Raw genomic sequence first — 22,309 nt, forward strand, 5'->3', positions numbered from 1 at the left:
GGGCATGATAAGATCCACTCCAATGATAAATACCGCGCGTTTGACCCTCTGCGCCATGCGTCCGGAGGATTTTGAACGGTTCGCTGAAATATGGCGTGACCCGTGTGTCGTGCAGCACATTGGCGGTACGCCCCGATCGCGAGGCGAAGCGTGGGACTCTTTTCTGCGCAATGCCGGGCACTGGCAAATGGCCGGGTTTGGCCAATGGGGCGTGATGCAGCAATCGACGCGCACGCTGATTGGGCAGGCGGGGTTCTTTTATGGCAACCGACGTTTGGGCGAGGATTTTGATGGCTTCCCCGAAGCAGGTTGGATTCTGGCCCCCGAGGCACAAGGTCAAGGGTTGGGGTATGAGGCGGCCAAGGCGGCTCATGACTGGTTCGACCGTGTGATTCCAGGGCCTTTGGTGGCGATGGTGAACGCATCCAATCTGTCGTCCCAAAAGCTGGCCAAAAAGCTGGGCTATGTTTTGATGCGCGAAGGGGTGTATAATGAAACCCCGGTGCATTTGTTACGGCGCAACGGACCACCCGCCCGCGCGTAATTCCGCCAGTTCGCCTGTATGCCGCAAAATGGCCAAACTGTGCCGATCCCGGTAAATCGGGTTTGGAACGTTCGACCTATGCTACCGGGGATTTTCAGAGCGATTGAGCGGAGGAACAGGCTCATGAGGATTTACCCCACGATGGAACTGCAGAACGGCCGGTGTGTCACGCTGGACAAAGGCCGTCTGGATAACGCGATGATCTGGCACGTGAATCCGGTTGAAACCGCGCGGAGCTGGGCTGAGGCGGGTGCCGAATGGATGCATCTGACCGATTTCGACGCGATTGAAGGCAAAGATACCAATGTCGAACTGGTCGAGGAAATCATTCGCGGAGCTGAGATTCCTGTGCAACTGGCCGGTGGTATGCGCACGCGGGAACAGGTGGAGCATTGGATCGACAAAGGCGTAGGGCGCGTTGTCATTGGCACTTTGGCCGCGCTGGAGCCGAATCTGGTCAAAGAGCTGGCCAAGCTGTATCCGGACCAAATCGTGCTGTCTGTCGACGTCTGGCAGGGATATGTCATGACAGATGGTTGGCGCAACCAAAGCGCCTTTACCCCCGAGGCGTTTATAGACGCGTTTGAGGGCGTTCCGTTTGCAGCGATTGTCGTCACGGATATCGATAGCGACATGGAAGATGTAGACGCGCAGCTTGGTCTGATTTCCGGGATTGCCGGTCATTCCCGGACCCCAGTGATTGCAAGCGGAGTCGTGCGCACGGCGGACGATATATCCCGTCTGGCCTATATCCCGAACATTTCGGGCGCAATTGTCGGGCGGGCGCTGTTCCGCAAGTCGCTGGAATTATCAGATGCTCTGGAGATGGCTAAGGCCGCACACGAGCCAGTGGCGCAGTTCCAATAAGCCGAATAAACAAACCATTCCGCCTTTTCTGCTGCGCGCGTGAAAGGGCGGGTACTGTGTTTTCTTTAAAATACGCGTTTCTCTGGGTGATCGGCGGCTGGATGCCGGTGCGGAAATCGCCCTTGCTCTTGCCCCCGCACCCCGGGCCGGGGTATGAGCGGTTCTCATAACAGGAAGCAGGCAAGAGGCACTTCATGCGCAGAGTCGTTGTAACCGGTCTTGGATTGGTCACTCCTTTGGCCAGCGGGGTCGAGGAAACATGGTCGCGGTTGCTGGACGGAGAATCCGGCGCAGGCCCCATCACGCACTTTGATGCGGTCGGCAGCGGGGTCACAACGACCTATGCCTGCGAGGTGCCGCGCGGGGATGGAACCGACGGAACGTTCAATCCCGATGATTGGATGCCGCCGAAAGAACAGCGCAAGATCGAGGACTTTATCCTGTATTCGATCGCGGCTGCGGAAATGGCCTGCAAGGACGCGAACTGGTTGCCAGAAGATGAGGAAGACCGCCTGCGGACAGGTGTTCTGATTGGTTCGGGTATCGGGGGACTGGGCTCGATTGCCAATACAGCCAATCTGATCCGCGACAAGGGTCCGCGCCGGGTGTCTCCGTTCTTTATCCCGGGAGCTCTGATCAATCTGGCCTCGGGTCAGGTGTCTATCCGCCACGGGTTCAAGGGACCGAACCACTCTGTTGTGACGGCATGTTCGACTGGCGCCCATGCGATTGGCGATGCCAGCCGGATTATCCGCGCGGGCGATGCGGACGTCATGGTTGCAGGTGGCGGCGAAGGCTGTATCTGCGAGATCGGGATTGCAGGTTTCAACGCCTGTAAGGCGCTGTCGACGAAATATGCAGACGACCCGAAGAAAGCCAGTCGTCCCTATGATGTCGACCGTGACGGGTTCGTCATGGGTGAGGGCGCGGGCATCGTGGTTCTGGAAGACTACGAACACGCCAAGGCGCGTGGAGCGAAGATTTATGCCGAGGTTCTGGGCTATGGCATGTCGGGTGATGCCTATCACATCACCGCACCGTCAGAGGATGGCGATGGGGCCGAACGTTCGATGAAGGCCGCGCTGCGCAGTGCCGGGCTGGAGCCGAAAGATCTGGACTACATCAACGCGCATGGCACCTCGACCATGGCGGATACGATTGAGTTGGGTGCTGTGGAACGCCTGCTGGGCGATCATGCGTCAAACGCCACAATGACCTCGACGAAGTCGGCCACCGGACACTTGCTGGGGGCTGCAGGCGCGATTGAAGCGATCTTCTCGATCCTGGCGATCCGGGATCAAGTTGCGCCGCCGACGATCAACTTGGACAACCCGGCGGTCGAAACACCGATTGATCTGGCACCGAATGCCAAGCGCGAGCGTGAGATCAACGTGGCTCTGTCAAACTCGTTCGGGTTTGGCGGTACCAATGCCAGCGTGATCTTTGGAAAGGTCAGCTAAATGTGGCGGGCCATTGCTTCGAATGCGCTGACCATGTTGGTGGTCGGCCTGTTCCTGATGGGCGGACTGATCCTTTGGGGGCAATCTCAGTACAAAGCGGACGGCCCGCTTGAAACCGCTATCTGCCTACAGGTCAGAAGCGGGTCGAATATGACGCGTGTCAGTCAGGAACTGGAAGATCAGGGCGCGATCCGCAATGCAACGCTGTTCCGTATGGCTGCGGATTATACGGACCGCGCACAGCAGCTGAAAGCCGGTAGCTTTCTGGTACGCGAAGGCGCGTCGATGGAGCAGATCATTGCCGAGATCACCAGCAGCGGGGCCAGCACGTGTGGATCCGAGATCGAATACCGCATCGGCGTGACCCGTGCCCAGACACGGGTACGCGAGTTGAACCCGGCGACGTTGGATTTTGATGAAATCGCGTCTTTTGATGCTTTGGAGGAAGAGGCCCCAGCAGCCTATACCGAAAAGCGTGATGAGGCGGACACTCGGTATCGCGTATCTTTGGCCGAAGGCGTGACCTCATGGCAGGTGGTTGAAGCGTTGAAGTCCTTTGAGGCGCTGACCGGAGAAGTGACTGAGATACCGGCTGAGGGTATGTTGGCCCCGGACAGCTATGATGTTGTGGCTGGTCAGGACCGCAATGATGTCCTGAAGGCTATGCAAGACAAACAGCAGCTTCGGATCAATGCGGCCTGGGAAAACCGTCAGGATGGCTTGCCCCTGGAAAGCCCCGAAGAGATGCTGATCCTTGCTTCGATCATTGAAAAGGAAACCGGAGTTCCCGAAGAGCGCGGACAAGTGGCCAGCGTTTTCGTGAACCGACTGAATCAAGGGATGCGGTTGCAGACAGACCCGACAGTCATCTATGGCGTGACCAAGGGGCAAGGCACTTTGGGTCGGGGTTTGCGGCGCAGTGAGTTGAATCGCCCAACGCCGTGGAACACGTATCAGATCGATGGGTTGCCGCCGACCCCGATTGCGAACCCCGGTTTGGCAAGTCTTGAGGCCGCCGTTGCGCCGGATGACACCAGCTTTGTGTTCTTTGTGGCCGATGGCACGGGCGGTCATGCCTTTGCAGAGACATTGCAGGAGCATAACCGTAACGTTGCCAAGTGGCGCGAGATTGAAGCCGAGCGGAACTCGGGAAACTAGACCCAAATTTCAAAACTACGAAAAGAAACGCCGACGTCAGAGGAATATCCGACGTCGGCGTTTCTTTTTGTATTGGCTTTTGGTGTTAAGCGGCAGGGCGTCTGCGGCGGGGTCGGCGACCCTTTCCAGCCGAAGGCTTTCCATCGCCATTGGCTGGTTTGGGTTTGAACCCACGACGGCGATTATTTTGGCGGCGCGCTGGTTTTTGGGGTTCAACACCTTCAGGCATTGTGCCGCTTGCGACGGGAATTTCGATCTTCATCAGTTTCTGAATCTGACGCAGCAGATCGACTTCTTCAGGTGCACAAAATGCAATGGCCTCACCTTCACGCCCGGCACGCGCCGTGCGGCCGATCCGGTGGACATAGTTGTCAGGCACTTCGGGTAGATCGAAATTGAAAACATAAGCAACGCCAGGGATATCGATGCCACGCGCGGCAACGTCGGTGGCCACCAGAATGGTTACCTCACCTTCGCGAAACGCCTTGATCGCGCGGTCCCTTTGCCCCTGGCTTTTGTTGCCGTGGATCGAAGCCGCGTTGTACCCATCGGCAACCAGACCCTTCATCAACCGTTCGGCCCCGTGTTTGGTGCGGGTGAACACCAATGTCAGCGCATCGCTGTCTCGTGAGAGTATTTCACGCAGCTTTGCTGGTTTTCCGGGTTTCGACACAAAGTGCAGCGACTGTGTGATCTTGTCAGCGGCCTTGCCTGGAGGCGATACCTGAACCCGTTGGGGGTTGGTCAGGTACGCGCGGCTAAGCTCTTCCATCTGTTTTGGCATGGTAGCCGAAAACAACATGGTTTGGCGTGGAGTACCCAGCGCTGGTGCAATTTTGCGCAGGGCGTGGATAAACCCCAAATCCAGCATCTGGTCAGCTTCGTCCAAAACCAGATGGCGAACCGAGCTGAGATCGACGGCGCCACGGTCCATCAGGTCAATCAGGCGACCCGGAGTGGCGACTAGAATATCTGTGCCACGCGCCAGGAACATGATCTGCTTGTTGATCGATTGTCCGCCCACAACTGTCCCAACGCGCAGCTTGGTGCCTTTGGTCAAGACGCGCAGGCTTTCGGCGATCTGGTTCACCAATTCGCGGGTCGGCGCAAGGATCAACGCCTTGGCTGTCTTGGGATCAGGTTTTCCAGGCTGAGCCAGCAGGTGATCAATCAGAGGCAGGCCGAAGGCCAGTGTCTTGCCGGTACCTGTTTGGGCAAGACCCAGAATGTCGTGGCCGTTCAGCGCAAGCGGGATGGCTTGGTTCTGAATCGGGGTAGGCTGTGTGAAATTGGCGCTTTTCAGCGCTTTGTTGAGTGCGGGGGCAAGACCCAGCATGTCGAAGTCGAACAAAAAACTATCCTTTATGTCCGGAGCTATTGCCCACGGACAGGTCGTGACGGGTCGCGCGCGGCGACCTGCAGGGGTTGTGCGAGACCTCGGGACGGGTAGGCGCACCCTGCGCTGTCCGGTCGTCGCGTCAAGAACCCTGCGTGATGGGGAACTATGGGTGGATCGGGCGCTGTGGGGCGGACAAGGTCCGCTAAGGCTCACGCTGCAGCGCTTGGCTTTGAGGGGACATGAGGGTTGAGCTCGGAAATGTCAACCTCGGGCGTGACTTAAGAAGCCTTGCCGATACGAAAACAACACTTGGCGTGGTTGCTGAGTTATAGCGTTAGACCCACAGCCTTGTTGATGGTAAGACCGGTTTTTACTGCGCGGTATGTCGGAAACGGCATCCGCCCGGCTGTGTTGATATCACGCCTGATCCATTCTTGTGCCTCCAGCTGATGGAGTGACGATGACAGCGCCCGATCTGTAATGATCGAAAGTCCCGATTTGATGGTCGAAAACCGATGGGGCCGGTCCGTTAGAGCCAGAACCGGAACGGTCCATGTTTTTCGCAAAAGACTGGTTTCATCTTTGTCGCGAGCAGCAGTGATAATTTTGCTGGCAATTTCGGCGGTCGCGATCCCGGATGGTGTCAACCGGAATTCCGGCCGTAGCGGATGCCCATGGCCAGGGTTCCTTTCGATCAGGTCAAGGTCTGTGAGGTGGGCAAAACTGGCTGCAAACGCGGTACGGCTTGCATTGGTGGCAGTCAAGAGTGGTGCCTGCCTACCCGGAACCCCTTCGTGCAGCAGGGCAAGTATGTTCAACGACCAAGCCCGAGAGGTCAGCTTGACAAGTGTCTTTATGTCCATAAAGTATAGTAACTATATTTTAAAAAAGAAGAAAGTGCTATGCCGCTCGTTTCATTGAAAAATACCATAACGCTGGCGATGTCAGTTCGGGATCGGCATGTAAGCGTCGATTGGTATACCGACAAACTTGGTTTTGAGCTTATCCATCACATCGATGAAGCGGGTTGGAGTGAAATGCGGACAAGTGTCGACGGAGTCACTTTGGGTCTGGGCGAGCAAGTCGAAGCTTTGCCGGGTAACTGCGTCCCCGTTTTTGAAGTTGCCGATATCGTGGACGCGCGCGAAAAACTGGAGAACGCCGGAGTTAAATTCGACGGAGAAACGGACACGATTGAAGGGATGGTCAGCACGGCAACATTTTATGATCCGGACATGAATGCTTTGATGTTGGCGCAGGATTTATCGGGCGGACAGTCTTAACGCTGCGAACGGTGCGTGTTGCGTGCGTGTTGCTTAACACATTGACATTGCGTTCTTTTTTATCTACTGATTGTGCTATGCTAGAAGAAGTGGGCAACGGCCGCGGGGCAACCCGGTGGCCGTTTTTCGTTTCTCTCGTGCGGAGAAAACTCACGCATGAGGTCACAGGCAAACATGACTTTGATTACCCCGGAAGAGCGGATTTCCCAGACGGCTGACTTGTTGCAGTCGCTTGAGAGGTCCATTCGCGATCTGCGGCAAGCGGCGGAAGACCTGCGCAAACAGATCGGTGCCGGGGAGGATGCAGATCTTGCTGGTTCAGCCAGGCAACTCGGGCAGTTAGAGGGGCTGATCCGAAGTTGTCAGAAAGTGGAGACAAGCTTTGTCGAACAACATCACAGACAAGCCGGAATTGCCCAAGGGGGGTACGCGCTCGACCTTGAGCGCGCTCGATTTGAAATCGGGTGCAGGTTGGCTCGCCTCCGCCGATGCTGCGGTGCGAGAGAGATTTCTGAGTGAGATCGGGGAGGGGGGGCTGTGCGCCCTCCCTTTCCTGTTTGAGTTTTGGGCGCTGCCGCATCAGTTGCCGCCCGAGGGAGATTGGCGGTCTTGGGTGATTATGGGCGGGCGTGGAGCCGGGAAAACACGTGCCGGGGCTGAATGGGTGCGGTCGATGGTTGAAGGGGCGAAACCGTTGGATCGTGGAGAGGCCAGCCGGGTGGCGTTGGTCGGTGAGACCTTTGATCAGGTGCGCGATGTGATGATCTTTGGCGATAGCGGGATATTACAGTGCTCGCCGCCGGATCGTCGGCCCACATGGAAGGCGTCGGAACGGAAACTGATCTGGCCCAACGGGGCCGAGGCGCAGGCGTTTTCGGCGCATGATCCTGAGGGGCTGCGCGGGCCGCAGTTCGATGCAGCATGGGTGGATGAGCTGGCCAAGTGGAAAAAGGCGGGCGAGACCTGGGATATGCTGCAATTTGCGTTGCGGTTGGGGGAGCGGCCTCGGGTCTGCGTGACCACGACACCGCGCAACGTGAAGGTTTTGAAGGCGTTGCTAGCGTCTCCCTCCACTGTGCAGACCCATGCGCCGACCGAGGCGAACCGGGCCAATCTGGCGGACTCGTTTTTGGAAGAGGTGCGCGCACGGTATGCGGGCACGCGGCTGGGCCGGCAGGAGTTGGACGGTGTGTTGCTGTCGGATGCCGAGGGGGCGCTGTGGACAGGGTCGATGTTGGATGCGGCGCGCTGTGCGCAGGTGCCCGATTTGGATCGGGTTGTGGTCGCGCTGGACCCGGCGGTGACATCCGGTTCAGGTTCGGATGCTTGCGGGATCTTGGTTGTTGGAGCGCAGGTACAGGGTCCGCCTGAAGAGTGGCGCGCCTATGTGCTGGCCGACCGCACGGTGCAGGGCGTTGGGCCTGCTGGTTGGGCGCAGGCGGCGATTGACGCGATGGATGAGTTCGGGGCCGAACGGCTGGTGGCCGAGGTCAATCAGGGTGGGCAACTGGTGGAAGAGGTCGTGCGGCAGGTGGACCCTCTGGTCCCGTTCCGGGCAGTGCGGGCATCCCGCGGCAAGGTTGCGCGGGCCGAGCCTGTGGCGGCGTTGTACGAGCAGGGGCGGGTCAGCCATGTGACCGGCTTGGACGCGTTGGAGGAGCAGATGTGCCAGATGACTGCGCGCGGGTTCGAGGGGCAGGGCTCGCCCGACCGTGTCGACGCACTGGTCTGGGCGCTGCATGAGTTGGTCGTGGGACCTGCGGGGGTGTATCGGCGGCCTCGGGTGCGGAGTTTGTAAGGATTGAGAGATGACATCCCTCTATGCAATCACTGCTCTGTGTTATGGTACACGTGGATTGATTTACAGCGTTTCGGTCAGATCGCGATCGTAAGTCAATCGGCGTCACACATGGCAACAGTTGAAGTCCGTGACCATAGAGTCATCTGGTCGTCTTTAGTATAAACTTGCACATTGATTTCTAGGCCATCCGTAGTTTTGAAATTTGCGTCGGCCAAATAAAGCGATGTGGGGGCCGGAAGGAATGACACGTCAGTTTCTGCTTCTCCGTGCTCAATTTCCAGCCGAAGTATTATTTCGACGAATTCTTTAAAGCCTCCGGGAAAGTGTTCATCAATTGTCCAGAGCGTTTGGTCGCAAAAATAGAGTGTTAGATCGGTACCTTCTACTGTCTTAGTCTCCGGGAACCAACTACCGTGTGCGAGTGCCCATCCATTTGCTTCACCCGCTGCTTCTATTTCTGGAAGCGTTTTTCCAATCGCAATACCCTTCGGAAGGTCACCGACTTGAGCGTGTGCCGATGTAATGTTGGCGATAGTTGACAGTATCACAAGATATAAAAAGCGAATAGCGAACATCTCATTAGCCAAAAAGTAGTAGCATCTAAGACATTGAGCGGTACAGAAGTTGAGCCAAATCCGCAAGTTAAGGGTTGAACATATTTTAGCTCTCAAAGGTTATTCGTTCTAATGCAGAGGCAGTGGAGTTTTAGGATAGCCGTTGCTCACCCCCCGTACGCCCCATTCCCAAGCCCTAAACTACTTTCCGTCATAACTCCTTTCAACAAGCCGGGCAGAGCGGCGGCAGAAAGGAGCACAGATGGTATTCGATTTCTTGCGTCGTGGATCGGCTGAGGAAGCGCCCGAGGCGAAGGCGAGCGCGGCGGGGCCTGTGGTGGCTTGGCAGACGGGCGGGCGCGTGGCGTGGAGCCCTCGGGATGCGGTGTCGCTGACGCGGACGGGGTTTTCGGGGAACCCGGTGGGGTTTCGCTCGGTCAAGCTGATTGCCGAAGCGGCGGCGGCCTTGCCCTTGGTGTTGCAGGATCAGACGCAGCGGTTTGATGTGCATCCGATCCTGTCGCTGATGCGCCGACCGAATGCGGCGCAGGGGCGGGCAGAGTTGATGGAGGCCTTGTTCGGGCAGTTGTTGCTGTCGGGCAATGCTTATGTTGAGGCGGTTCAGGCCGAGGAAGGCCTGCCGGTTGAGCTGCATGTGTTGCGATCCGACCGGATGAGCGTGGTGCCGGGCGCGGATGGCTGGCCCAAGGCGTATGATTACGCGGTGGGCGGCAAGAAGCACCGGTTTGCGGCGGAAAACATCTGTCATATCAAATCGTTCCATCCTCAGGATGATCATTACGGGTTCTCGCCCATGCAGGCGGCGGCGATGGCGATTGATGTGCATAACAGCGCGTCTCGGTGGTCGAAGTCGCTGCTGGACAATGCAGCGCGTCCTTCGGGGGCGCTGGTGTGGAAGGGCGATGGCCATGGGGTGATGGCCGAGGATCAGTTCCGGCGCTTGTCGGATGAGATCGAACAGAACTATCGCGGGGCGCGGAATGCGGGTCGTCCGATGGTTCTGGAAGGGGGCTTGGATTGGAAGCCGATGGGCTTTTCCCCTTCGGACATGGAGTTTCAAAAGACCAAGGAAGCCGCTGCCCGCGAGATCGCGTTGGCCTTTGGGGTCCCGCCGATGCTGCTGGGGATCCAAGGCGACGCGACCTATTCGAACTATCAGGAGGCCAACCGGGCGTTCTATCGCCTGACAGTGCTGCCCCTGGTGACGCGGGTGGCGGCGGCGGTGTCGGACTGGCTGGCGGGCTTTGCCGGTGAGGAATTGGTGTTGAAGCCCGATCTGGATCAGGTGCCCGCGCTGTCGGCGGAACGCGACGCGCAATGGGCGCGGGTCAACGGGGCCGATTTCCTGAGCGATGCCGAGAAACGCACGCTGCTTGGTCTGCCGGAGCGTCCCGATGACTGAGGGGTATCCCTCGTTCGAATGCGCGCCGGGCTTGCGTCTGGCCGCGCATGAGCGGGTGGCCGAGATCCAGCACGCGCATCTGTGTCGGCGGCTGGATCAGATCGAAGAGATGATGGAACGGCTGGAGCGTCGGTTGTGGCTGACGGTCTACGGTGTGGCGGCAGTGATCCTGGCGCAGGCGTTTCAGTCATTCCTTGCGGTAACGCCGTAAAATCAGTGGATTACATGGAGAAGTTCATGGATTTAGAGCATAAATTCGCACGGTTTGGAGACGGTTTGTCGGTGTCCGAAGACGCGGTGATCGAGGGCTATGCCAGCCTGTTCGGACAGGTCGATCAAGGCAGCGATGTGGTGCAACGCGGCGCGTATAGCGGCTCGCTGGAGGGGCTCGCCAAGGCGGGTCAGCGGGTCAAGATGCTGTGGCAGCACGATCCGGCGCAACCCATCGGCGTTTGGGACGAGGTGCGTGAGGATGACACTGGCCTTTGGGTCAAAGGTCGACTGCTGGAGGCCACGCAAAAGGGCCATGAGGCAGCGGAACTGATCCGTGCGGGGGCAATGGACGGTCTGTCGATTGGTTATCGCACCAAGCGGGCCGTGAGGAATGACAAGGGCCAGCGGGTCCTGACGGAACTGGAGCTGTGGGAGGTGTCCTTGGTGACCTTCCCGATGCTGCCCAGTGCGCGGGTGGCGGCGAAGGGTTTTGAGCCTGACGCTGAAAACACTTGGCGCAGTATTGCCGAGGTGTTCCAGGACGCCCGGCAGGAGCTGGCGCGGATCTAGCGCGCCTCAAACCCCACCCAAAAAGGAAGTGCTGATGAGCAAGACCGAGACCCCGGCCTTGACCGGAGAGGGTGCGCCCCTGGTTCAGGAGGTGAAGCAGGCGATGGCTGGCTTCGTGAATGAATTCAAGGGCCTCAAGGCCGAAGTTAAAATCAAAATGCAACAGACAGAAGAGCGACTGACCATGCTGGATCGTAAATCAACCATCGCGGCGCGCCCGCATCTTGCGGCGTCCATCGAAGACGGTGCACCGCATCAGAAGGCCTTCGACGCCTATGTGCGATCTGGCGAGGATGACGGGCTGCGTGGTCTTGAGATGGAGGCCAAGTCGCTTTCGACTGCGGTAAACAGCGATGGTGGCTATCTGGTTGACCCGCAAACCGCTGAGACAATCAAGTCGGTGCTGAACTCGACAGCTTCGATCCGTTCGATTGCGTCGGTGGTGAATGTTGAGGCGAACTCGTTTGACGTGCTGATCGATCACACAGACGTTGGCGCAGGTTGGGCGGATGAAAGCGCGGCTGCAGCGGAAACTGGTACTCCTTCGATTGACCGCATTTCAATCCCGCTGCACGAGTTGAGCGCGCTGCCCAAAGCATCGCAACGTCTTCTGGACGACAGCGCGTTTGACGTCGAGGGCTGGCTGGCCGGGCGTATTGCGGACAAGTTTGCCCGTGCCGAGGCCTCGGCCTTTATCAATGGCGACGGTGTCGACAAGCCGAAGGGTCTGATGATCCATCGCGCGGTGCCAAATGACAGCTGGTCCTGGGGTAGTCTGGGCTATGTTGCGACCGGCATTGACGGTGGTATCGATGCGGACGCGATTGTCGATGTTGTTTATGCGCTGGGCGCGCAGTACCGCGTCAACGGCACTTTCGTGATGAACTCGAAAACCGCGGGTCTGATCCGCAAGTTGAAAGACAGTGATGGGCGTTTCCTGTGGTCTGATGGTCTGGCCGCTGGCGAACCTGCGCGTCTTATGGGCTATCCGGTGCTGATTGCCGAGGACATGCCAGATGCGGCCTCGGACAGCTATGCCATTGCATTTGGCGATTTCCAGGCGGGCTACACCATCGCCGAACGCCCCGACCTGCGCGTTCTGCGCGACCCGTTCAGCGCCAAGCCACATGTTCTGTTCTATGCGACCAAGCGCGTGGGCGGTGACGTGAGCGACTTTGCCGCGATCAAGCTGCTGAAATTCGGCACTGCCTAAGCGGTGACGGATCCGGGGGGCCTGTGGCCCCTCGGGCGGCGGGCGCGGGCCGGGGTGAGATCCCCCGCGTTGTCTAGCTGCTCCCCTCCGTCCGAGCAACGTGGGGCGGCGCGTGCCCGTCATTTTCATGAATGCGGCCCCGGAGGGGTCCGAGATTGCGGAGTGAATGGATGATGTTGATCGAAGAAACCGCCATCGCGGATGCGGCGCTGCCGGTGGATCAGTTCAAGGCGCATCTGCGGCTGGGCACGGGCTTTGCCGAGGACAATGTGCAGGACGAAGTATTGAAGGGCTTTCTGCGGGCCTCGATTGCAGCGATTGAAGCGCGTACGGGCAAAATGCTGATTGAACGTGCTTTTTCCTGGAGTTTGAATGGTTGGCGCGATGCGGCGGGTGAAGCTCTGCCAGCTGGTCCGGTTCGGTCTATTGACGTGGTGACAGTGACCGATGCGGTTGGCGGAGACAGTGTTGTTGATGCAAGTGAGTATCGGTTGGAACGAGATAGTCAGAGCCCTCGGTTGCGACCGGCGGGAGCTATGTTGCCGAAGGTGTCGACCGGTGGTCGTGTAAAGATCGATTTCACCGCCGGAATGGCCGCGGATTGGGCTGGTCTGCCGGCAGATCTGGGACAGGCTGTTCTGCTGCTTGCAGCGCATTACTACGAATACCGCGATGAAACGGCGCTGGGCGATGGCTGTATGCCGTTCGGCGTTACCAGCCTGATCCAACGCTACCGGATGGTGCGTTTTGGCGCAGGAGTGGGCCAATGACCTCGCCGCGTTTGAACCGAAAACTGGTGCTTGAGACCCCCGTGCGCGTGGCTGATGCCGCGGGTGGATTTTCCGAGACGTGGCAGCCGCTGGGCACCCTTTGGGCTGAAGTGACGGCGCGCAGCGGGTCTGAGCGATCCATCGCCGGAGTGCCGGTGTCGCGCGTGGGTTATCGCATTGTCGTGCGAGGCGCGCCCGAGGGGTCGTCGATGCGGCCAACGCCGGACCAGAGGTTCGTCGAAGGCACCCGACGGTTTGTCATCCGCGCGGTCGCGGACCGTGATCCAAAAGGTCAATACCTGACCTGCTTTGCAGATGACGAGGTGGCGGCATGAGCTATGGCGTTTCAGCCGCTTTGCAGGCGGCGGTGTTTCAACAGCTTTCAGGCGATGCAGAGGTTAGCAACCAATCTGGCGGTGCGATCTATGACGCTGTGCCGACCGGAACTGTTCCTGAAACCTATGTGACGCTTGGTCCCGAAGAGGTTCGGGAAGCCTCGGATCGGTCGGGCGCTGGTGCGCTGCATCGGTTCACGATTTCGGTGGTCACCGAGGCGGCAGGGTTCAGCGGGGCAAAGACGCTGGCCGGTGCGGTGTGTGACGCGCTGGACGGTGCGGAACTGAGTTTGGACCGAGGGCACCTTATCGGGCTTTGGTTCGAACGTGCCCGCGCCAGGCGCACAGGAACGGGTGGCGCAGTCCGCCAAATCGATTTGAGATTCCGCGCCCGCGTGGAAGACGACTAAGCAATCAACGGAGAGAGCACATGGCTGCCCAGAACGGAAAAGACCTGTTGGTCAAAGTGGATATGAACGGCACGGGCCTGTTCGAAACCATCGCGGGCCTGCGGGCCACGCGGATCAGTTTCAACGCAGAAAGCGTGGATGTGACAACGCTGGAGAGCCAGGGTGGCTGGCGTGAGCTGCTTTCGGGGGCGGGGGTTAAGTCGGCCTCGATCTCGGGTTCAGGTGTGTTCAAGGACGAAGCCACAGACGAACGCGCACGGCAATTGTTCTTTGACGGCGAAACTCCTGGTTTTCAGGTGGTTATCCCCGATTTCGGAATCGTTGAAGGGCCCTTTCAGGTGACAAGCATTGAATACGCCGGTTCGCACAATGGTGAGGCGACCTATGAGATGAGCATGGCAAGTGCCGGCGCTCTTTCCTTTACGGCGCTTTGATCAGATGGCCAATCCGTGGACGGGCGAGGTGGCACTGACCATCAATGGGGAACAGAGGGTGCTCAAGCTGACGCTGGGTGCTTTGGCGGAGTTGGAACAAGAGCTGAGCGCCGGGTCGCTGGTTGAACTGGTGCAGCGGTTTGAAGGTGGCGCTTATTCCAGCGCGGATGTGTTGGCTCTGATTGTGGCGGGATTGCGGGGCGGCGGCTGGGCGATTGCGCGTGCCGACATACTGCATGCTGAAATTGAAGGCGGCCCCATGGCTGCGGCCAGAACTGCGGCCGAGCTGTTGGCGCGTGCCTTCATGGTACCGGAGGGCGCATGAGCGGGTTCGACTGGCCCGTCCTGATGCGAGCCGGGTTTCTGGGGCTGCGTCTGACGCCGGATCAATTCTGGCGTCTGACCCCGGCGGAGTTGGGATTGATGCTGGGGCAGGGTGCCGGGATGCCCGCGATGAACCGGGCGGGGTTGGATACTTTGCTGGCCGCGTATCCGGACAAGATTGAAGGAGAGCGTGATGACGGATCGTGATGGGTTCGATGACCTGCAAGAACGGGGAGAGGCGCTGGGCGACTCTCTGGGCGATGCTGCAACCATGGCAGCAGCGTTCGACAGCCAGATGAAGCGCATCAGCGCCGCCTTTGAGGAAACCGGCAAGGATGTCGCGACATTGGAACGGGGAATGTCCAGTGGTTTGCGCAAGGCCTTCGACGGTGTGGTGCTGGATGGGATGAACCTGTCTGATGCGTTGGATGTTCTGAAGAACTCTTTGATCCAGACAGCTTATGCGGCTGCGATCAAACCCGTTACAGACCATTTTGGCGGAATGTTGGCGAATACAGTCGGTGGGCTGGTGAAGGGCATCCTGCCCTTTGCCGACGGCGGCAGTTTCAGCCAGGGCCGGGTGATGCCCTTTGCCAATGGTGGTGTTGTCAGCGGCCCAACCATGTTCCCGATGCGCGGCGGTACCGGACTGATGGGCGAGGCGGGGCCCGAGGCGATCATGCCGCTGGCAAGGGGAGCCGACGGCAAGCTGGGGGTCCGCACACAGGGCGGCGGGCGTGCCGTGAATGTGGTGATGAATATAACGACGCCCGACGTGCAGGGGTTCCGCAGATCTCAGGGGCAGATCGCCTCGCAGATGAGTCGTGCTTTGGGGCGTGGCAATCGCAACAGGTAAATCAGGGAGTAGGTCATGAATTTCCACGAGGTGAGATTTCCCGCCAGTCTGAGCTTTGGCTCGGTCGGTGGGCCCGAGCGGCGCACGGATATCGTGACGTTGGCCAATGGGTTCGAAGAACGCAATACGCCCTGGGCGCATTCTCGACGCCGTTACGATGCGGGGTTGGGAATGCGATCGTTGGACGATATCGAAACGATGATCTCGTTTTTCGAGGCACGGCAGGGGCAGATGTTCGGATTCCGATGGAAGGATTGGTCGGATTTCAAATCCGGCAAGGCCACGCTGGAGGTCGATTTCTCGGATCAGGTGATTGCCCGAGGGGATGGTGTCACCACCGAGTTCCAATTGATCAAGACATACAGCTCGGGCGGGGTCAGCTATGCGCGCCCCATTGTCAAACCGGTGCTGGGCACAGTGCGCTTGGGTTTGGATCAGGATGAGATCAGCGAGGGTGTTGATTTCGAAGTCGATCTGTCGACTGGCAAGATCATGTTTGGGGATCCACCTCCGGAAGAGATTGATATTACCGCCGGGTTTGAATTTGACGTGCCGGTGCGGTTCGACACCGACAAAATCCAGACAAGTGTAGCCAGTTTCCAAGCCGGTGATGTGCCGAATGTTCCGGTGGTCGAGGTGCGTGTCTGATGGCTGGGGATACTCAAGGCCTGCAGGCGCATTTGCAGAGCGGGATGACAACGGTGTGCCGGTGCTGGGCGATCAAACGCACAGATGGGCAGGAATACGGTTTCACAGATCATGACATGGAGCTGACTTTTGAAGGATTGACCTTTAAGGCCAGTTCCGGGCTGACGGCGGCTGCCATCGAACAGGCGACCGGCCTGTCGATTGACAACACCGAAGCTATGGGCGCGCTTTCGGATGCATCAATTCGCGAAGAGGATATCGAGACAGGGCGGTTTGACGGAGCAGAAGTTCGGGCCTGGTTGGTCAATTGGGCTGATCTGGACCAGCGCGTGTTGCAGTTCCGCGGCTCTATCGGTGAATTGCGTCGCGCGGGCGGCGCGTTTCATGCTGAGTTGCGCGGTCTGACGGACCTGCTGAACCGGCCTTTGGGGCGTATTTATCAGAAACCCTGTACGGCTGTTTTGGGCGATCAAAGCTGCCGGTTCAATATGGACACCCCTGGATATTGGATCGACGGCAATGTCACCGGCTTTGACGGTGGAACCGTTCTATTGGTGAAAGGCGGGGCATCCGTTGCGGACGGCTGGTTCGAACGCGGTCGGGTAGACGTTGTGACCGGCAAAGCAAAGGGTTTATGGGCCTCAATCAAGCAAGATCGTGTAACGGCCGTTGGGCGTGAAATTACGCTGTGGTCTGGGTTTGGTGAAACTCTTGCCGCAGGTGACACCGTCCGGCTGCGGGCCGGTTGTGACAAACGCGTGCGAACCTGCCGGGTCAAGTTCAACAACGTTCTGAACTTTCAAGGGTTTCCGGATCTTCCGGGGGAAGATTGGGTCATGGCCGTTCCCAAAAAAGGCAAAGCCAACAGCGGAGGGAGCCTGCGTTGACACTGTACAGACAGGAAATTGTTGCGGAGGCGCGCAGTTGGCTGGGAACGCCTTACATTCATCAAGCGTCAGTTAAAGGGGCAGGAACGGATTGCTTGGGATTGTTGCGTGGCGTGTGGCGTGCATTGATCGGGCAAGAACCCGAAGCTGTGCCAATCTACAGCTTGGATTGGTCCGAGCCGCAGGGCGAAGAACGCATGTGGGCAGCGGCGCAACGGCATCTGGTTGAAAAGCCGACATCGCGTTTCGCACCAGGAGATGTGCTGTTGTTTCGGATGCGCGATGGCAGTGTCGCCAAACATCTGGGCATTGTCAGCGCGACGCAGCCCACCCCACGATTCATTCATGCTTATTCCCGTCGCGGCGTTGTCGAGAATGCTCTGAGTGCACCGTGGCAGCGCCGGGTCGTTTCCTGTTTTGAATTCCCGATGGAGGACCGCTGATGGCTACCATTCTTCTTTCCGCAGCAGGCGCTGCGCTGGGCGGTTCGATTGGCGGCACGATTGCTGGCCTGTCTACCGCCATCATCGGGCGGGCTGTTGGTGCCACGATCGGCCGGGTCATTGACCAGCGGTTCTTCAGCCAATCGGTCATGGGCAGCGGTAGCGAAGTTGTCGAAACCGGGCGCATGGATCGCTTCAGGCTTACGGAAACGGGCGAGGGCGCACCGGTTAGCACGGTGTTTGGGCGCATGCGCGTAGGTGGGCAGGTTATCTGGGCCTCGGACTTCCTTGAAACAAAGACATCGACGACCGAGGGGGGCGGTGGCGGTGGCAAAGGAACGCCTAGTACCCCCGAAGTTACAACCATCTCGTATAGCTACTCGGTTTCGTTGGCTATCGCCGTCAGTGCAGGCGAAATTGCGGATGTGGGTCGTGTGTGGGCGGACGGGGAAGAGCAAGAACGATCCCGCCTCAACATGCGGATCTATCGGGGCACGAAAAATCAATTACCCGACCCTTTAATTGAAGCCATTGAGGGCGCAGGCACGGTGCCCGCGTATCGGGGAACGGCGTATGTGGTGATCGAGGATTTTCCTCTTGCCGCCTTTGGCAATCGCGTGCCGCAGTTTTCATTTGAAGTCGTACGGCACACACAGCGTGGCATGCCGGATCATGGTAGCGCGGTTTCTCAGATCGTGCGGGGGGTCGCCATGATTCCCGGAACTGGCGAATACACATTGGCTACGACACAGGTGAATTTTAAGAACAAAGGGAAAAGCTGGGCTACCAACGCGCATTCAGCGTCTGGCACGACCGATTTCCTGGCCTCGACACGCGTTTTGAACGCAGAACTGCCCAATTGCGACGCGGCCTCTCTGGTCGTGTCCTGGTTCGGGAACGACCTGAGGTGTGGCGCTTGCAAGATACGTCCCAAGATTGAGCAAAAAAGCATTGATAGCAGGGATATGCCCTGGGCTGTGTCAGACCAGAAACGAGGCACTGCGGGCGTCGTGGCCAAAGAGAATGGCCGCCCGGTCTATGGTGGAACACCTGCGGATGCAGCTGTGGTCGAGGCGATCCGGCATCTAAAAAAGACCGGTAAAAGGGTCATGTTCTATCCATTTATCTTGATGGAGCAGTTAAAGGGCAACGGCTTACCAGACCCTTGGTCTGACGCAACGACCCAGCCACATTTGCCGTGGCGCGGGCGGATCACGCTGAACGTGGCACCCGGGCGTGCCGGGTCACCGGATCAGACAGCTGCCGCAGACGCTCAGGTGGCCGCCTTCTTTGGAACAGCGCGGGCGCAGGACTTTACAATCAACCGCGAGGCACTTGACCCGGACACTAACTCTGAAGGCGAAACACTTACCCCGCCACTGCTTGGGGGGCGCCCAGATGACCGGGGGCGAGGAGAGTTGATTTGGTTCGGTGAAAACGGACTATTTGCGGGGCTTGGCGTTCCTGAAGACCCCATTGTCGCCAAGGAAATCATCTCTTATTCCGGGCCACAGGAATGGAGCCTACGCCGCTTTATTCTGCACTACGCAATGCTGTGCAAAGCAGCAGGTGGTGTGTCGTCCTTCTGTATATCATCCGAAATGCGTGGTCTGACGCAAATACGCGGTGCTTCTGGCTTTCCTGCCGTTGCGCAACTGCGTGCCCTGGCGGCAGAAGTGCGTCAGATTCTGGGGCCGCATACGAAGATCAGTTATGCGGCGGATTGGTCCGAGTACTTCGGCTATCAGCCAGAAGGCAGCAACGACAGGTATTTTCACCTCGATCCACTTTGGGCGGACGATAACATCGATTTCATTGGCATCGACAACTACATGCCACTGTCTGATTGGCGCGATGGTGAAAAGCATGTGGATGCTGAGGCCGGTGCCCCCTCTATCTATGACCTCGAATACCTGCGCAGCAACATCGAGGGTGGTGAAGGGTATGACTGGTACTACGCATCGCCAGAAGAGGCCGACGCGCAGATCAGAACCCCTATCGACGACGCGGCGCATGGAGAGGCATGGGTCTGGCGCTATAAAGACCTGCGCAATTGGTGGTCGAACCCGCATCACGAAAGGATCGGTGGTGTGCGACAACCCAATCCGACAGACTGGGTGCCGGGTTCAAAACCAATCTGGTTCACGGAACTGGGCTGTGCGGCAATCGACAAAGGCACAAACCAGCCAAATAAATTCCTCGACCCCAAGTCCTCGGAGTCGCTTTTGCCAGCTTATTCGAACGGATTGAGGGATGATTACATTCAGGCGCAGTATTTGACCGCGACACTAGGATATTGGAGCGATCCCGCAGTCAATCCAGTGTCACGTATATATGGCGCTCGGATGCTGGATTTGGCGAACGCGTACGTTTGGGCGTGGGATACCCGTCCGTTTCCAACATTTCCAAATCTGCAGAGCCAATGGGACGATGGAGAAAACTATGCCAGAGGGCATTGGCTGAACGGGCGGTCCGGGTCGCGGACGCTTGCATCTGTAGTGACCGAAATCTGCCATGGGGCAGGGGTGACAGCCATCGATGTTTCGCGGCTTCACGGTGTGGTTCGGGGCTATGTGATCGAAGATGTGACAAACGCGCGGTCCGCTTTGCAACCACTGATGCTGCGTTACGGGTTTGATGCAATTGAACGGGACGGTCAGTTGCGGTTTCAGATGCGCGACGGTTACGGTGCGGTCGCACTCAACCCTGATCAGCTGGCGATCAGCAGCGATCTGGAAGGCGCGGTTGAACATCGGCGTGAGGCCGAGGCCGAGATGACTGGTCGGGTTCGCCTGCGCTTTGTGCAGTCGGATGCGGACCATGATCTGGTCGCAGAAGAGGCCGTACTCCCTCAGGACAAAACCCATTCCGTTTCGGTGAATGAAATGCCGTTGTCGATGACCCGGGCAGAGGGTCGTCAAACCGCGGAACGCTGGCTGAGTGAGGCAAGGGCCTCGCGTGATACCGTGCGCTTTGCGCTGCCGCCGTCGCAGATACATCTGGGTGCCGGGGGTCTGGTGCGATTGTCAGAGGTCGAAAACAGCCCGATTTACCGCATTGACCGACTGGAAACATCGGACCTGCAACTGGTCGAGGCGGTTCGGGTCGAACAAGGTGTCTACAAGGCTTCGGACCTGCGCGAAGATGCCCCGACAGTGAAACCCTATGCTGCGCCGACCCCTTTGCTGCCGGTTTTTCTGGACCTGCCGTTGTTCACTGGCGCAGAAATTCCGCATGCCCCTTATCTGGCTGTCACGGGCGATCCGTGGCCCGGCGCGGCTGCGGTCTATACCTCGTCAAGTGACGAAGCTTACGCGCTGGGCGACATAATCCAGGGCCAAGCGATTGTTGGTGTCACCGAAACCCCGCTGTATCGTGCCAGCGCGGGTGTGTGGGACGAGGGTCCGGCGTTGCGGATCAAGTTGGTGTCGGGCCAGTTGGAATCCCGCCCCCGTGGTTCAGTTCTGAATGGCCTGAATCTGGCTGCTATCGGCGATGGGTCGCCGGGCAACTGGGAGGTTTTTCAGTTTTCTGATGCGGTTCTCGAAGCGCCCGGAGTCTACGCCTTGTCCGGGCGTCTCAGGGGGCAGTTGGGCACTGACGCGTTGATGCCGGATGTCTGGCCGGATGGCTCAGTTTTTGTTCTTCTGAATTCTCAGATCCAGCAGACAAGTTTGTTGCGCAATGAGCGTCGGATGGCCAAACACTACCGCATCGGGCCTGTGGATCGCAGTTACGATGATCCGTCTTTCCAACATCTGATCGCGTCTTTCGATGGTAACGGATTGCGTCCTTACGCACCGGTGCACCTGAAAGTTCAAGCCGGTCTGTCCGGCGATGCATTTTCATGGATCAGACGTGCGCGTCTGGACGCGGATGATTGGTCGGGGCTGGAGATACCTCTGGGCGAAGAAACCGAATCCTATCTGGTGCGCATCCGTGCAGATGGAACATTGCTGCGCGAAGACCTGATCGCGGAACCACGCTGGACCTATTCCTCAACAATGAAGGCGGCGGACGGTTCGACCGGCGCGTATGAGGTCGAAGTGGCGCAGGTGTCAGCCGTCTACGGCCCCGGTCCGTCAACCCGTCTTTTGGTGGGGCAGTCAGCCTGATGCGGCCGGTCCTGCACGGAGATGTCAGTGCCGCAGCGCGTGCTTTGCTGGCAACTCCTCAGGCAGACCGGACACGTTTATGCGTTCGGATGATTCATGAAGCAGAACTGGCTGACAGGCATCTTGAACGCACGGGGCGACTTCATCCCGTTTACGGCAACGGCTCGCTGATGGCCGTTGCTCGAAACAGAACCCTGGCGAATGAGCCGGGGTTCGACGACTTGCAGTATTGCCAATGTTTTGAGACGGTTCTGCACCATCTTTCCAAATTCTTAGTCACCCGGCAGCGCAGCTGACACATTTGCTGGCGGCCAAGTCCAGCGCCAACCGCGCGTCTGGAATTCGGTCGCCGCAATCCTCGCAATACCCGTATTCCTCCTCTTCAATGCGTACCAAGGCGGCTTGAAGACGGCTTTTTTCAATATCGCGATTGGTTTGTTGCGCCTTTGCCATGGCCTGGTTTTGCAAGGCATCCATGCGACTCAGTCGGCCAACCGCTTGTTGATCCAGTTCAACGACAGCCTGCGCCTTTTGACCTGACGCTGAAAGCTGTTCCAACTCGGCCAGTCGCTCGCGAATTTTTGTTTCAAAATATGAGCTTTCGAACTCATTCATTTTTGTTGCATTGCAGATCACGGGTTTGCGTTTGGTCTTTTTACCAC

Annotated in this window: 26 protein-coding genes; 22 read left to right on the plus strand and 4 right to left on the minus strand. The window is 58.4% G+C overall.

The window, feature by feature from the left end; all coding sequences use genetic code 11:
* The first annotated feature begins 4 nt into the window (after nucleotides 1-4).
* From ACXADZ_RS06680 to mltG, 4 genes are all read left to right on the plus strand, one after another.
* Nucleotides 5-544, plus strand: coding sequence for a GNAT family N-acetyltransferase (locus ACXADZ_RS06680; protein WP_171185824.1), 540 nt, complete (start codon nucleotides 5-7; stop codon nucleotides 542-544).
* Between the two features lie 123 nt (nucleotides 545-667).
* Nucleotides 668-1,411 (plus strand): 1-(5-phosphoribosyl)-5-[(5-phosphoribosylamino)methylideneamino]imidazole-4-carboxamide isomerase, encoded by a 744-nt coding sequence (locus tag ACXADZ_RS06685; protein WP_475194007.1) that lies wholly within the window; start codon nucleotides 668-670, stop codon nucleotides 1,409-1,411.
* A gap of 194 nt (nucleotides 1,412-1,605) precedes the next feature.
* Complete coding sequence (fabF, locus tag ACXADZ_RS06690) at nucleotides 1,606-2,871, plus strand: beta-ketoacyl-ACP synthase II (RefSeq protein ID WP_171185820.1); 1,266 nt, start codon at nucleotides 1,606-1,608, stop codon at nucleotides 2,869-2,871.
* Complete coding sequence (gene mltG / locus ACXADZ_RS06695) at nucleotides 2,872-4,029, plus strand: endolytic transglycosylase MltG (protein WP_475194011.1); 1,158 nt, start codon at nucleotides 2,872-2,874, stop codon at nucleotides 4,027-4,029.
* 85 nt (nucleotides 4,030-4,114) lie between these two features.
* On the opposite strand, the gene ACXADZ_RS06700 is transcribed toward mltG, so the two are convergent.
* Nucleotides 4,115-5,380 (minus strand): DEAD/DEAH box helicase, encoded by a 1,266-nt coding sequence (locus ACXADZ_RS06700; RefSeq protein WP_171185815.1) that lies wholly within the window; start codon nucleotides 5,378-5,380, stop codon nucleotides 4,115-4,117.
* A 314-nt stretch (nucleotides 5,381-5,694) separates the two neighbouring features.
* Nucleotides 5,695-6,231 carry a winged helix-turn-helix transcriptional regulator gene (locus tag ACXADZ_RS06705; RefSeq protein WP_475194016.1) on the minus strand — a complete coding sequence of 179 codons (537 nt, stop codon included), beginning with the start codon at nucleotides 6,229-6,231 and terminating at the stop codon, nucleotides 5,695-5,697.
* Between the two features lie 39 nt (nucleotides 6,232-6,270).
* Here ACXADZ_RS06705 and ACXADZ_RS06710 point away from each other — a divergent pair, with 39 nt between their 5' ends.
* Together ACXADZ_RS06710 and ACXADZ_RS06715 are read left to right on the plus strand one after the other, a co-directional pair.
* Nucleotides 6,271-6,651 (plus strand): VOC family protein, encoded by a 381-nt coding sequence (locus tag ACXADZ_RS06710; protein ID WP_171090692.1) that lies wholly within the window; start codon nucleotides 6,271-6,273, stop codon nucleotides 6,649-6,651.
* 511 nt (nucleotides 6,652-7,162) lie between these two features.
* Nucleotides 7,163-8,449: a DNA-packaging protein gene (locus ACXADZ_RS06715; RefSeq protein WP_475198513.1), complete on the plus strand. Its 1,287-nt coding sequence runs from the start codon at nucleotides 7,163-7,165 to the stop codon at nucleotides 8,447-8,449.
* A gap of 95 nt (nucleotides 8,450-8,544) precedes the next feature.
* Here the strand turns inward: ACXADZ_RS06715 and ACXADZ_RS06720 are convergent, their stop codons facing one another.
* On the minus strand, nucleotides 8,545-9,027 hold the full coding sequence (locus ACXADZ_RS06720) for a hypothetical protein (protein WP_475194023.1): 483 nt from the start codon (nucleotides 9,025-9,027) through the stop codon (nucleotides 8,545-8,547).
* Between the two features lie 241 nt (nucleotides 9,028-9,268).
* Between ACXADZ_RS06720 and ACXADZ_RS06725 the strand changes: the two genes are divergently transcribed.
* From ACXADZ_RS06725 to ACXADZ_RS06800, 16 genes are all read left to right on the plus strand, one after another.
* Entirely contained in the window at nucleotides 9,269-10,429 is a 1,161-nt protein-coding gene (locus ACXADZ_RS06725; RefSeq protein WP_475194027.1) for a phage portal protein, read from the plus strand.
* On the plus strand, nucleotides 10,422-10,640 hold the full coding sequence (locus ACXADZ_RS06730) for a GTA head formation protein, RCAP_rcc01685 family (protein WP_475194032.1): 219 nt from the start codon (nucleotides 10,422-10,424) through the stop codon (nucleotides 10,638-10,640). The genes ACXADZ_RS06725 and ACXADZ_RS06730 overlap by 8 nt, the downstream gene beginning before the upstream one ends.
* Before the next feature lie 26 nt (nucleotides 10,641-10,666).
* Nucleotides 10,667-11,212 carry an HK97 family phage prohead protease gene (locus ACXADZ_RS06735; RefSeq protein WP_475194035.1) on the plus strand — a complete coding sequence of 182 codons (546 nt, stop codon included), beginning with the start codon at nucleotides 10,667-10,669 and terminating at the stop codon, nucleotides 11,210-11,212.
* 34 nt (nucleotides 11,213-11,246) lie between these two features.
* Nucleotides 11,247-12,425, plus strand: coding sequence for a phage major capsid protein (locus tag ACXADZ_RS06740; protein WP_475194040.1), 1,179 nt, complete (start codon nucleotides 11,247-11,249; stop codon nucleotides 12,423-12,425).
* Between the two features lie 170 nt (nucleotides 12,426-12,595).
* Nucleotides 12,596-13,195 (plus strand): head-tail connector protein, encoded by a 600-nt coding sequence (locus tag ACXADZ_RS06745; protein WP_475194043.1) that lies wholly within the window; start codon nucleotides 12,596-12,598, stop codon nucleotides 13,193-13,195.
* Nucleotides 13,192-13,530, plus strand: coding sequence for a phage head closure protein (locus tag ACXADZ_RS06750; RefSeq protein ID WP_475194045.1), 339 nt, complete (start codon nucleotides 13,192-13,194; stop codon nucleotides 13,528-13,530). Before ACXADZ_RS06745 ends, ACXADZ_RS06750 begins: the two co-directional genes overlap by 4 nt.
* Complete coding sequence (locus ACXADZ_RS06755; protein ID WP_475194049.1) at nucleotides 13,527-13,940, plus strand: DUF3168 domain-containing protein; 414 nt, start codon at nucleotides 13,527-13,529, stop codon at nucleotides 13,938-13,940. Before ACXADZ_RS06750 ends, ACXADZ_RS06755 begins: the two co-directional genes overlap by 4 nt.
* Before the next feature lie 20 nt (nucleotides 13,941-13,960).
* Complete coding sequence (locus ACXADZ_RS06760) at nucleotides 13,961-14,374, plus strand: phage major tail protein, TP901-1 family (protein WP_475194053.1); 414 nt, start codon at nucleotides 13,961-13,963, stop codon at nucleotides 14,372-14,374.
* Between the two features lie 4 nt (nucleotides 14,375-14,378).
* Nucleotides 14,379-14,699 carry a gene transfer agent family protein gene (locus tag ACXADZ_RS06765; protein ID WP_475194055.1) on the plus strand — a complete coding sequence of 107 codons (321 nt, stop codon included), beginning with the start codon at nucleotides 14,379-14,381 and terminating at the stop codon, nucleotides 14,697-14,699.
* On the plus strand, nucleotides 14,696-14,905 hold the full coding sequence (locus ACXADZ_RS06770; RefSeq protein WP_475194059.1) for a rcc01693 family protein: 210 nt from the start codon (nucleotides 14,696-14,698) through the stop codon (nucleotides 14,903-14,905). Before ACXADZ_RS06765 ends, ACXADZ_RS06770 begins: the two co-directional genes overlap by 4 nt.
* The gene (locus ACXADZ_RS06775; protein ID WP_475194063.1) at nucleotides 14,892-15,554 is read left to right on the plus strand and encodes a phage tail tape measure protein; all 663 of its coding nucleotides are present in this window, start codon (nucleotides 14,892-14,894) and stop codon (nucleotides 15,552-15,554) included. Before ACXADZ_RS06770 ends, ACXADZ_RS06775 begins: the two co-directional genes overlap by 14 nt.
* A gap of 15 nt (nucleotides 15,555-15,569) precedes the next feature.
* Complete coding sequence (locus ACXADZ_RS06780) at nucleotides 15,570-16,202, plus strand: phage distal tail protein, Rcc01695 family (RefSeq protein WP_475194068.1); 633 nt, start codon at nucleotides 15,570-15,572, stop codon at nucleotides 16,200-16,202.
* The gene (locus tag ACXADZ_RS06785) at nucleotides 16,202-17,089 is read left to right on the plus strand and encodes a DUF2163 domain-containing protein (RefSeq protein WP_475194070.1); all 888 of its coding nucleotides are present in this window, start codon (nucleotides 16,202-16,204) and stop codon (nucleotides 17,087-17,089) included. The genes ACXADZ_RS06780 and ACXADZ_RS06785 overlap by 1 nt, the downstream gene beginning before the upstream one ends.
* The gene (locus tag ACXADZ_RS06790; RefSeq protein ID WP_475194074.1) at nucleotides 17,086-17,532 is read left to right on the plus strand and encodes an NlpC/P60 family protein; all 447 of its coding nucleotides are present in this window, start codon (nucleotides 17,086-17,088) and stop codon (nucleotides 17,530-17,532) included. The genes ACXADZ_RS06785 and ACXADZ_RS06790 overlap by 4 nt, the downstream gene beginning before the upstream one ends.
* Nucleotides 17,532-21,647: a baseplate multidomain protein megatron gene (locus ACXADZ_RS06795; RefSeq protein WP_475194076.1), complete on the plus strand. Its 4,116-nt coding sequence runs from the start codon at nucleotides 17,532-17,534 to the stop codon at nucleotides 21,645-21,647. Before ACXADZ_RS06790 ends, ACXADZ_RS06795 begins: the two co-directional genes overlap by 1 nt.
* On the plus strand, nucleotides 21,647-21,943 hold the full coding sequence (locus tag ACXADZ_RS06800) for a DUF7742 family protein (protein ID WP_475194079.1): 297 nt from the start codon (nucleotides 21,647-21,649) through the stop codon (nucleotides 21,941-21,943). The genes ACXADZ_RS06795 and ACXADZ_RS06800 overlap by 1 nt, the downstream gene beginning before the upstream one ends.
* On the opposite strand, the gene ACXADZ_RS06805 is transcribed toward ACXADZ_RS06800, so the two are convergent.
* A complete protein-coding gene (locus ACXADZ_RS06805) occupies nucleotides 21,924-22,262 on the minus strand; it encodes a TraR/DksA family transcriptional regulator (RefSeq protein ID WP_475194081.1) in 339 nt (112 codons plus the stop codon). The two genes, ACXADZ_RS06800 and ACXADZ_RS06805, sit on opposite strands and share 20 nt — an antisense overlap.
* Nucleotides 22,263-22,309 lie beyond the last annotated feature (47 nt).

It is taken from the genome of Ruegeria sp. ABM4_193 (assembly GCF_056158705.1).

Excerpts from the sequence above, each read along its gene's own strand:
- ACXADZ_RS06755 (WP_475194049.1), top strand. The coding sequence starts at position 13,527 with ATGAGCTATGGCGTTTCAGCCGCTTTGCAGGCGGCGGTGTTTCAACAG.
- ACXADZ_RS06710 (WP_171090692.1), top strand. The coding sequence starts at position 6,271 with ATGCCGCTCGTTTCATTGAAAAATACCATAACGCTGGCGATGTCAGTT.
- ACXADZ_RS06705 (WP_475194016.1), bottom strand. The coding sequence starts at position 6,231 with ATGGACATAAAGACACTTGTCAAGCTGACCTCTCGGGCTTGGTCGTTG.
- ACXADZ_RS06765 (WP_475194055.1), top strand. The coding sequence starts at position 14,379 with ATGGCCAATCCGTGGACGGGCGAGGTGGCACTGACCATCAATGGGGAA.
- ACXADZ_RS06805 (WP_475194081.1), bottom strand. The coding sequence starts at position 22,262 with ATGAATGAGTTCGAAAGCTCATATTTTGAAACAAAAATTCGCGAGCGA.
- ACXADZ_RS06785 (WP_475194070.1), top strand. The coding sequence starts at position 16,202 with ATGGCTGGGGATACTCAAGGCCTGCAGGCGCATTTGCAGAGCGGGATG.
- ACXADZ_RS06795 (WP_475194076.1), top strand. The coding sequence starts at position 17,532 with ATGGCTACCATTCTTCTTTCCGCAGCAGGCGCTGCGCTGGGCGGTTCG.
- ACXADZ_RS06780 (WP_475194068.1), top strand. The coding sequence starts at position 15,570 with ATGAATTTCCACGAGGTGAGATTTCCCGCCAGTCTGAGCTTTGGCTCG.
- ACXADZ_RS06725 (WP_475194027.1), top strand. The coding sequence starts at position 9,269 with ATGGTATTCGATTTCTTGCGTCGTGGATCGGCTGAGGAAGCGCCCGAG.
- ACXADZ_RS06735 (WP_475194035.1), top strand. The coding sequence starts at position 10,667 with ATGGATTTAGAGCATAAATTCGCACGGTTTGGAGACGGTTTGTCGGTG.
- mltG (WP_475194011.1), top strand. The coding sequence starts at position 2,872 with ATGTGGCGGGCCATTGCTTCGAATGCGCTGACCATGTTGGTGGTCGGC.
- ACXADZ_RS06775 (WP_475194063.1), top strand. The coding sequence starts at position 14,892 with ATGACGGATCGTGATGGGTTCGATGACCTGCAAGAACGGGGAGAGGCG.
- ACXADZ_RS06685 (WP_475194007.1), top strand. The coding sequence starts at position 668 with ATGAGGATTTACCCCACGATGGAACTGCAGAACGGCCGGTGTGTCACG.
- ACXADZ_RS06750 (WP_475194045.1), top strand. The coding sequence starts at position 13,192 with ATGACCTCGCCGCGTTTGAACCGAAAACTGGTGCTTGAGACCCCCGTG.
- ACXADZ_RS06770 (WP_475194059.1), top strand. The coding sequence starts at position 14,696 with ATGAGCGGGTTCGACTGGCCCGTCCTGATGCGAGCCGGGTTTCTGGGG.
- ACXADZ_RS06760 (WP_475194053.1), top strand. The coding sequence starts at position 13,961 with ATGGCTGCCCAGAACGGAAAAGACCTGTTGGTCAAAGTGGATATGAAC.
- ACXADZ_RS06745 (WP_475194043.1), top strand. The coding sequence starts at position 12,596 with ATGATGTTGATCGAAGAAACCGCCATCGCGGATGCGGCGCTGCCGGTG.
- ACXADZ_RS06740 (WP_475194040.1), top strand. The coding sequence starts at position 11,247 with ATGAGCAAGACCGAGACCCCGGCCTTGACCGGAGAGGGTGCGCCCCTG.
- fabF (WP_171185820.1), top strand. The coding sequence starts at position 1,606 with ATGCGCAGAGTCGTTGTAACCGGTCTTGGATTGGTCACTCCTTTGGCC.
- ACXADZ_RS06800 (WP_475194079.1), top strand. The coding sequence starts at position 21,647 with ATGCGGCCGGTCCTGCACGGAGATGTCAGTGCCGCAGCGCGTGCTTTG.
- ACXADZ_RS06680 (WP_171185824.1), top strand. The coding sequence starts at position 5 with ATGATAAGATCCACTCCAATGATAAATACCGCGCGTTTGACCCTCTGC.
- ACXADZ_RS06730 (WP_475194032.1), top strand. The coding sequence starts at position 10,422 with ATGACTGAGGGGTATCCCTCGTTCGAATGCGCGCCGGGCTTGCGTCTG.
- ACXADZ_RS06720 (WP_475194023.1), bottom strand. The coding sequence starts at position 9,027 with ATGTTCGCTATTCGCTTTTTATATCTTGTGATACTGTCAACTATCGCC.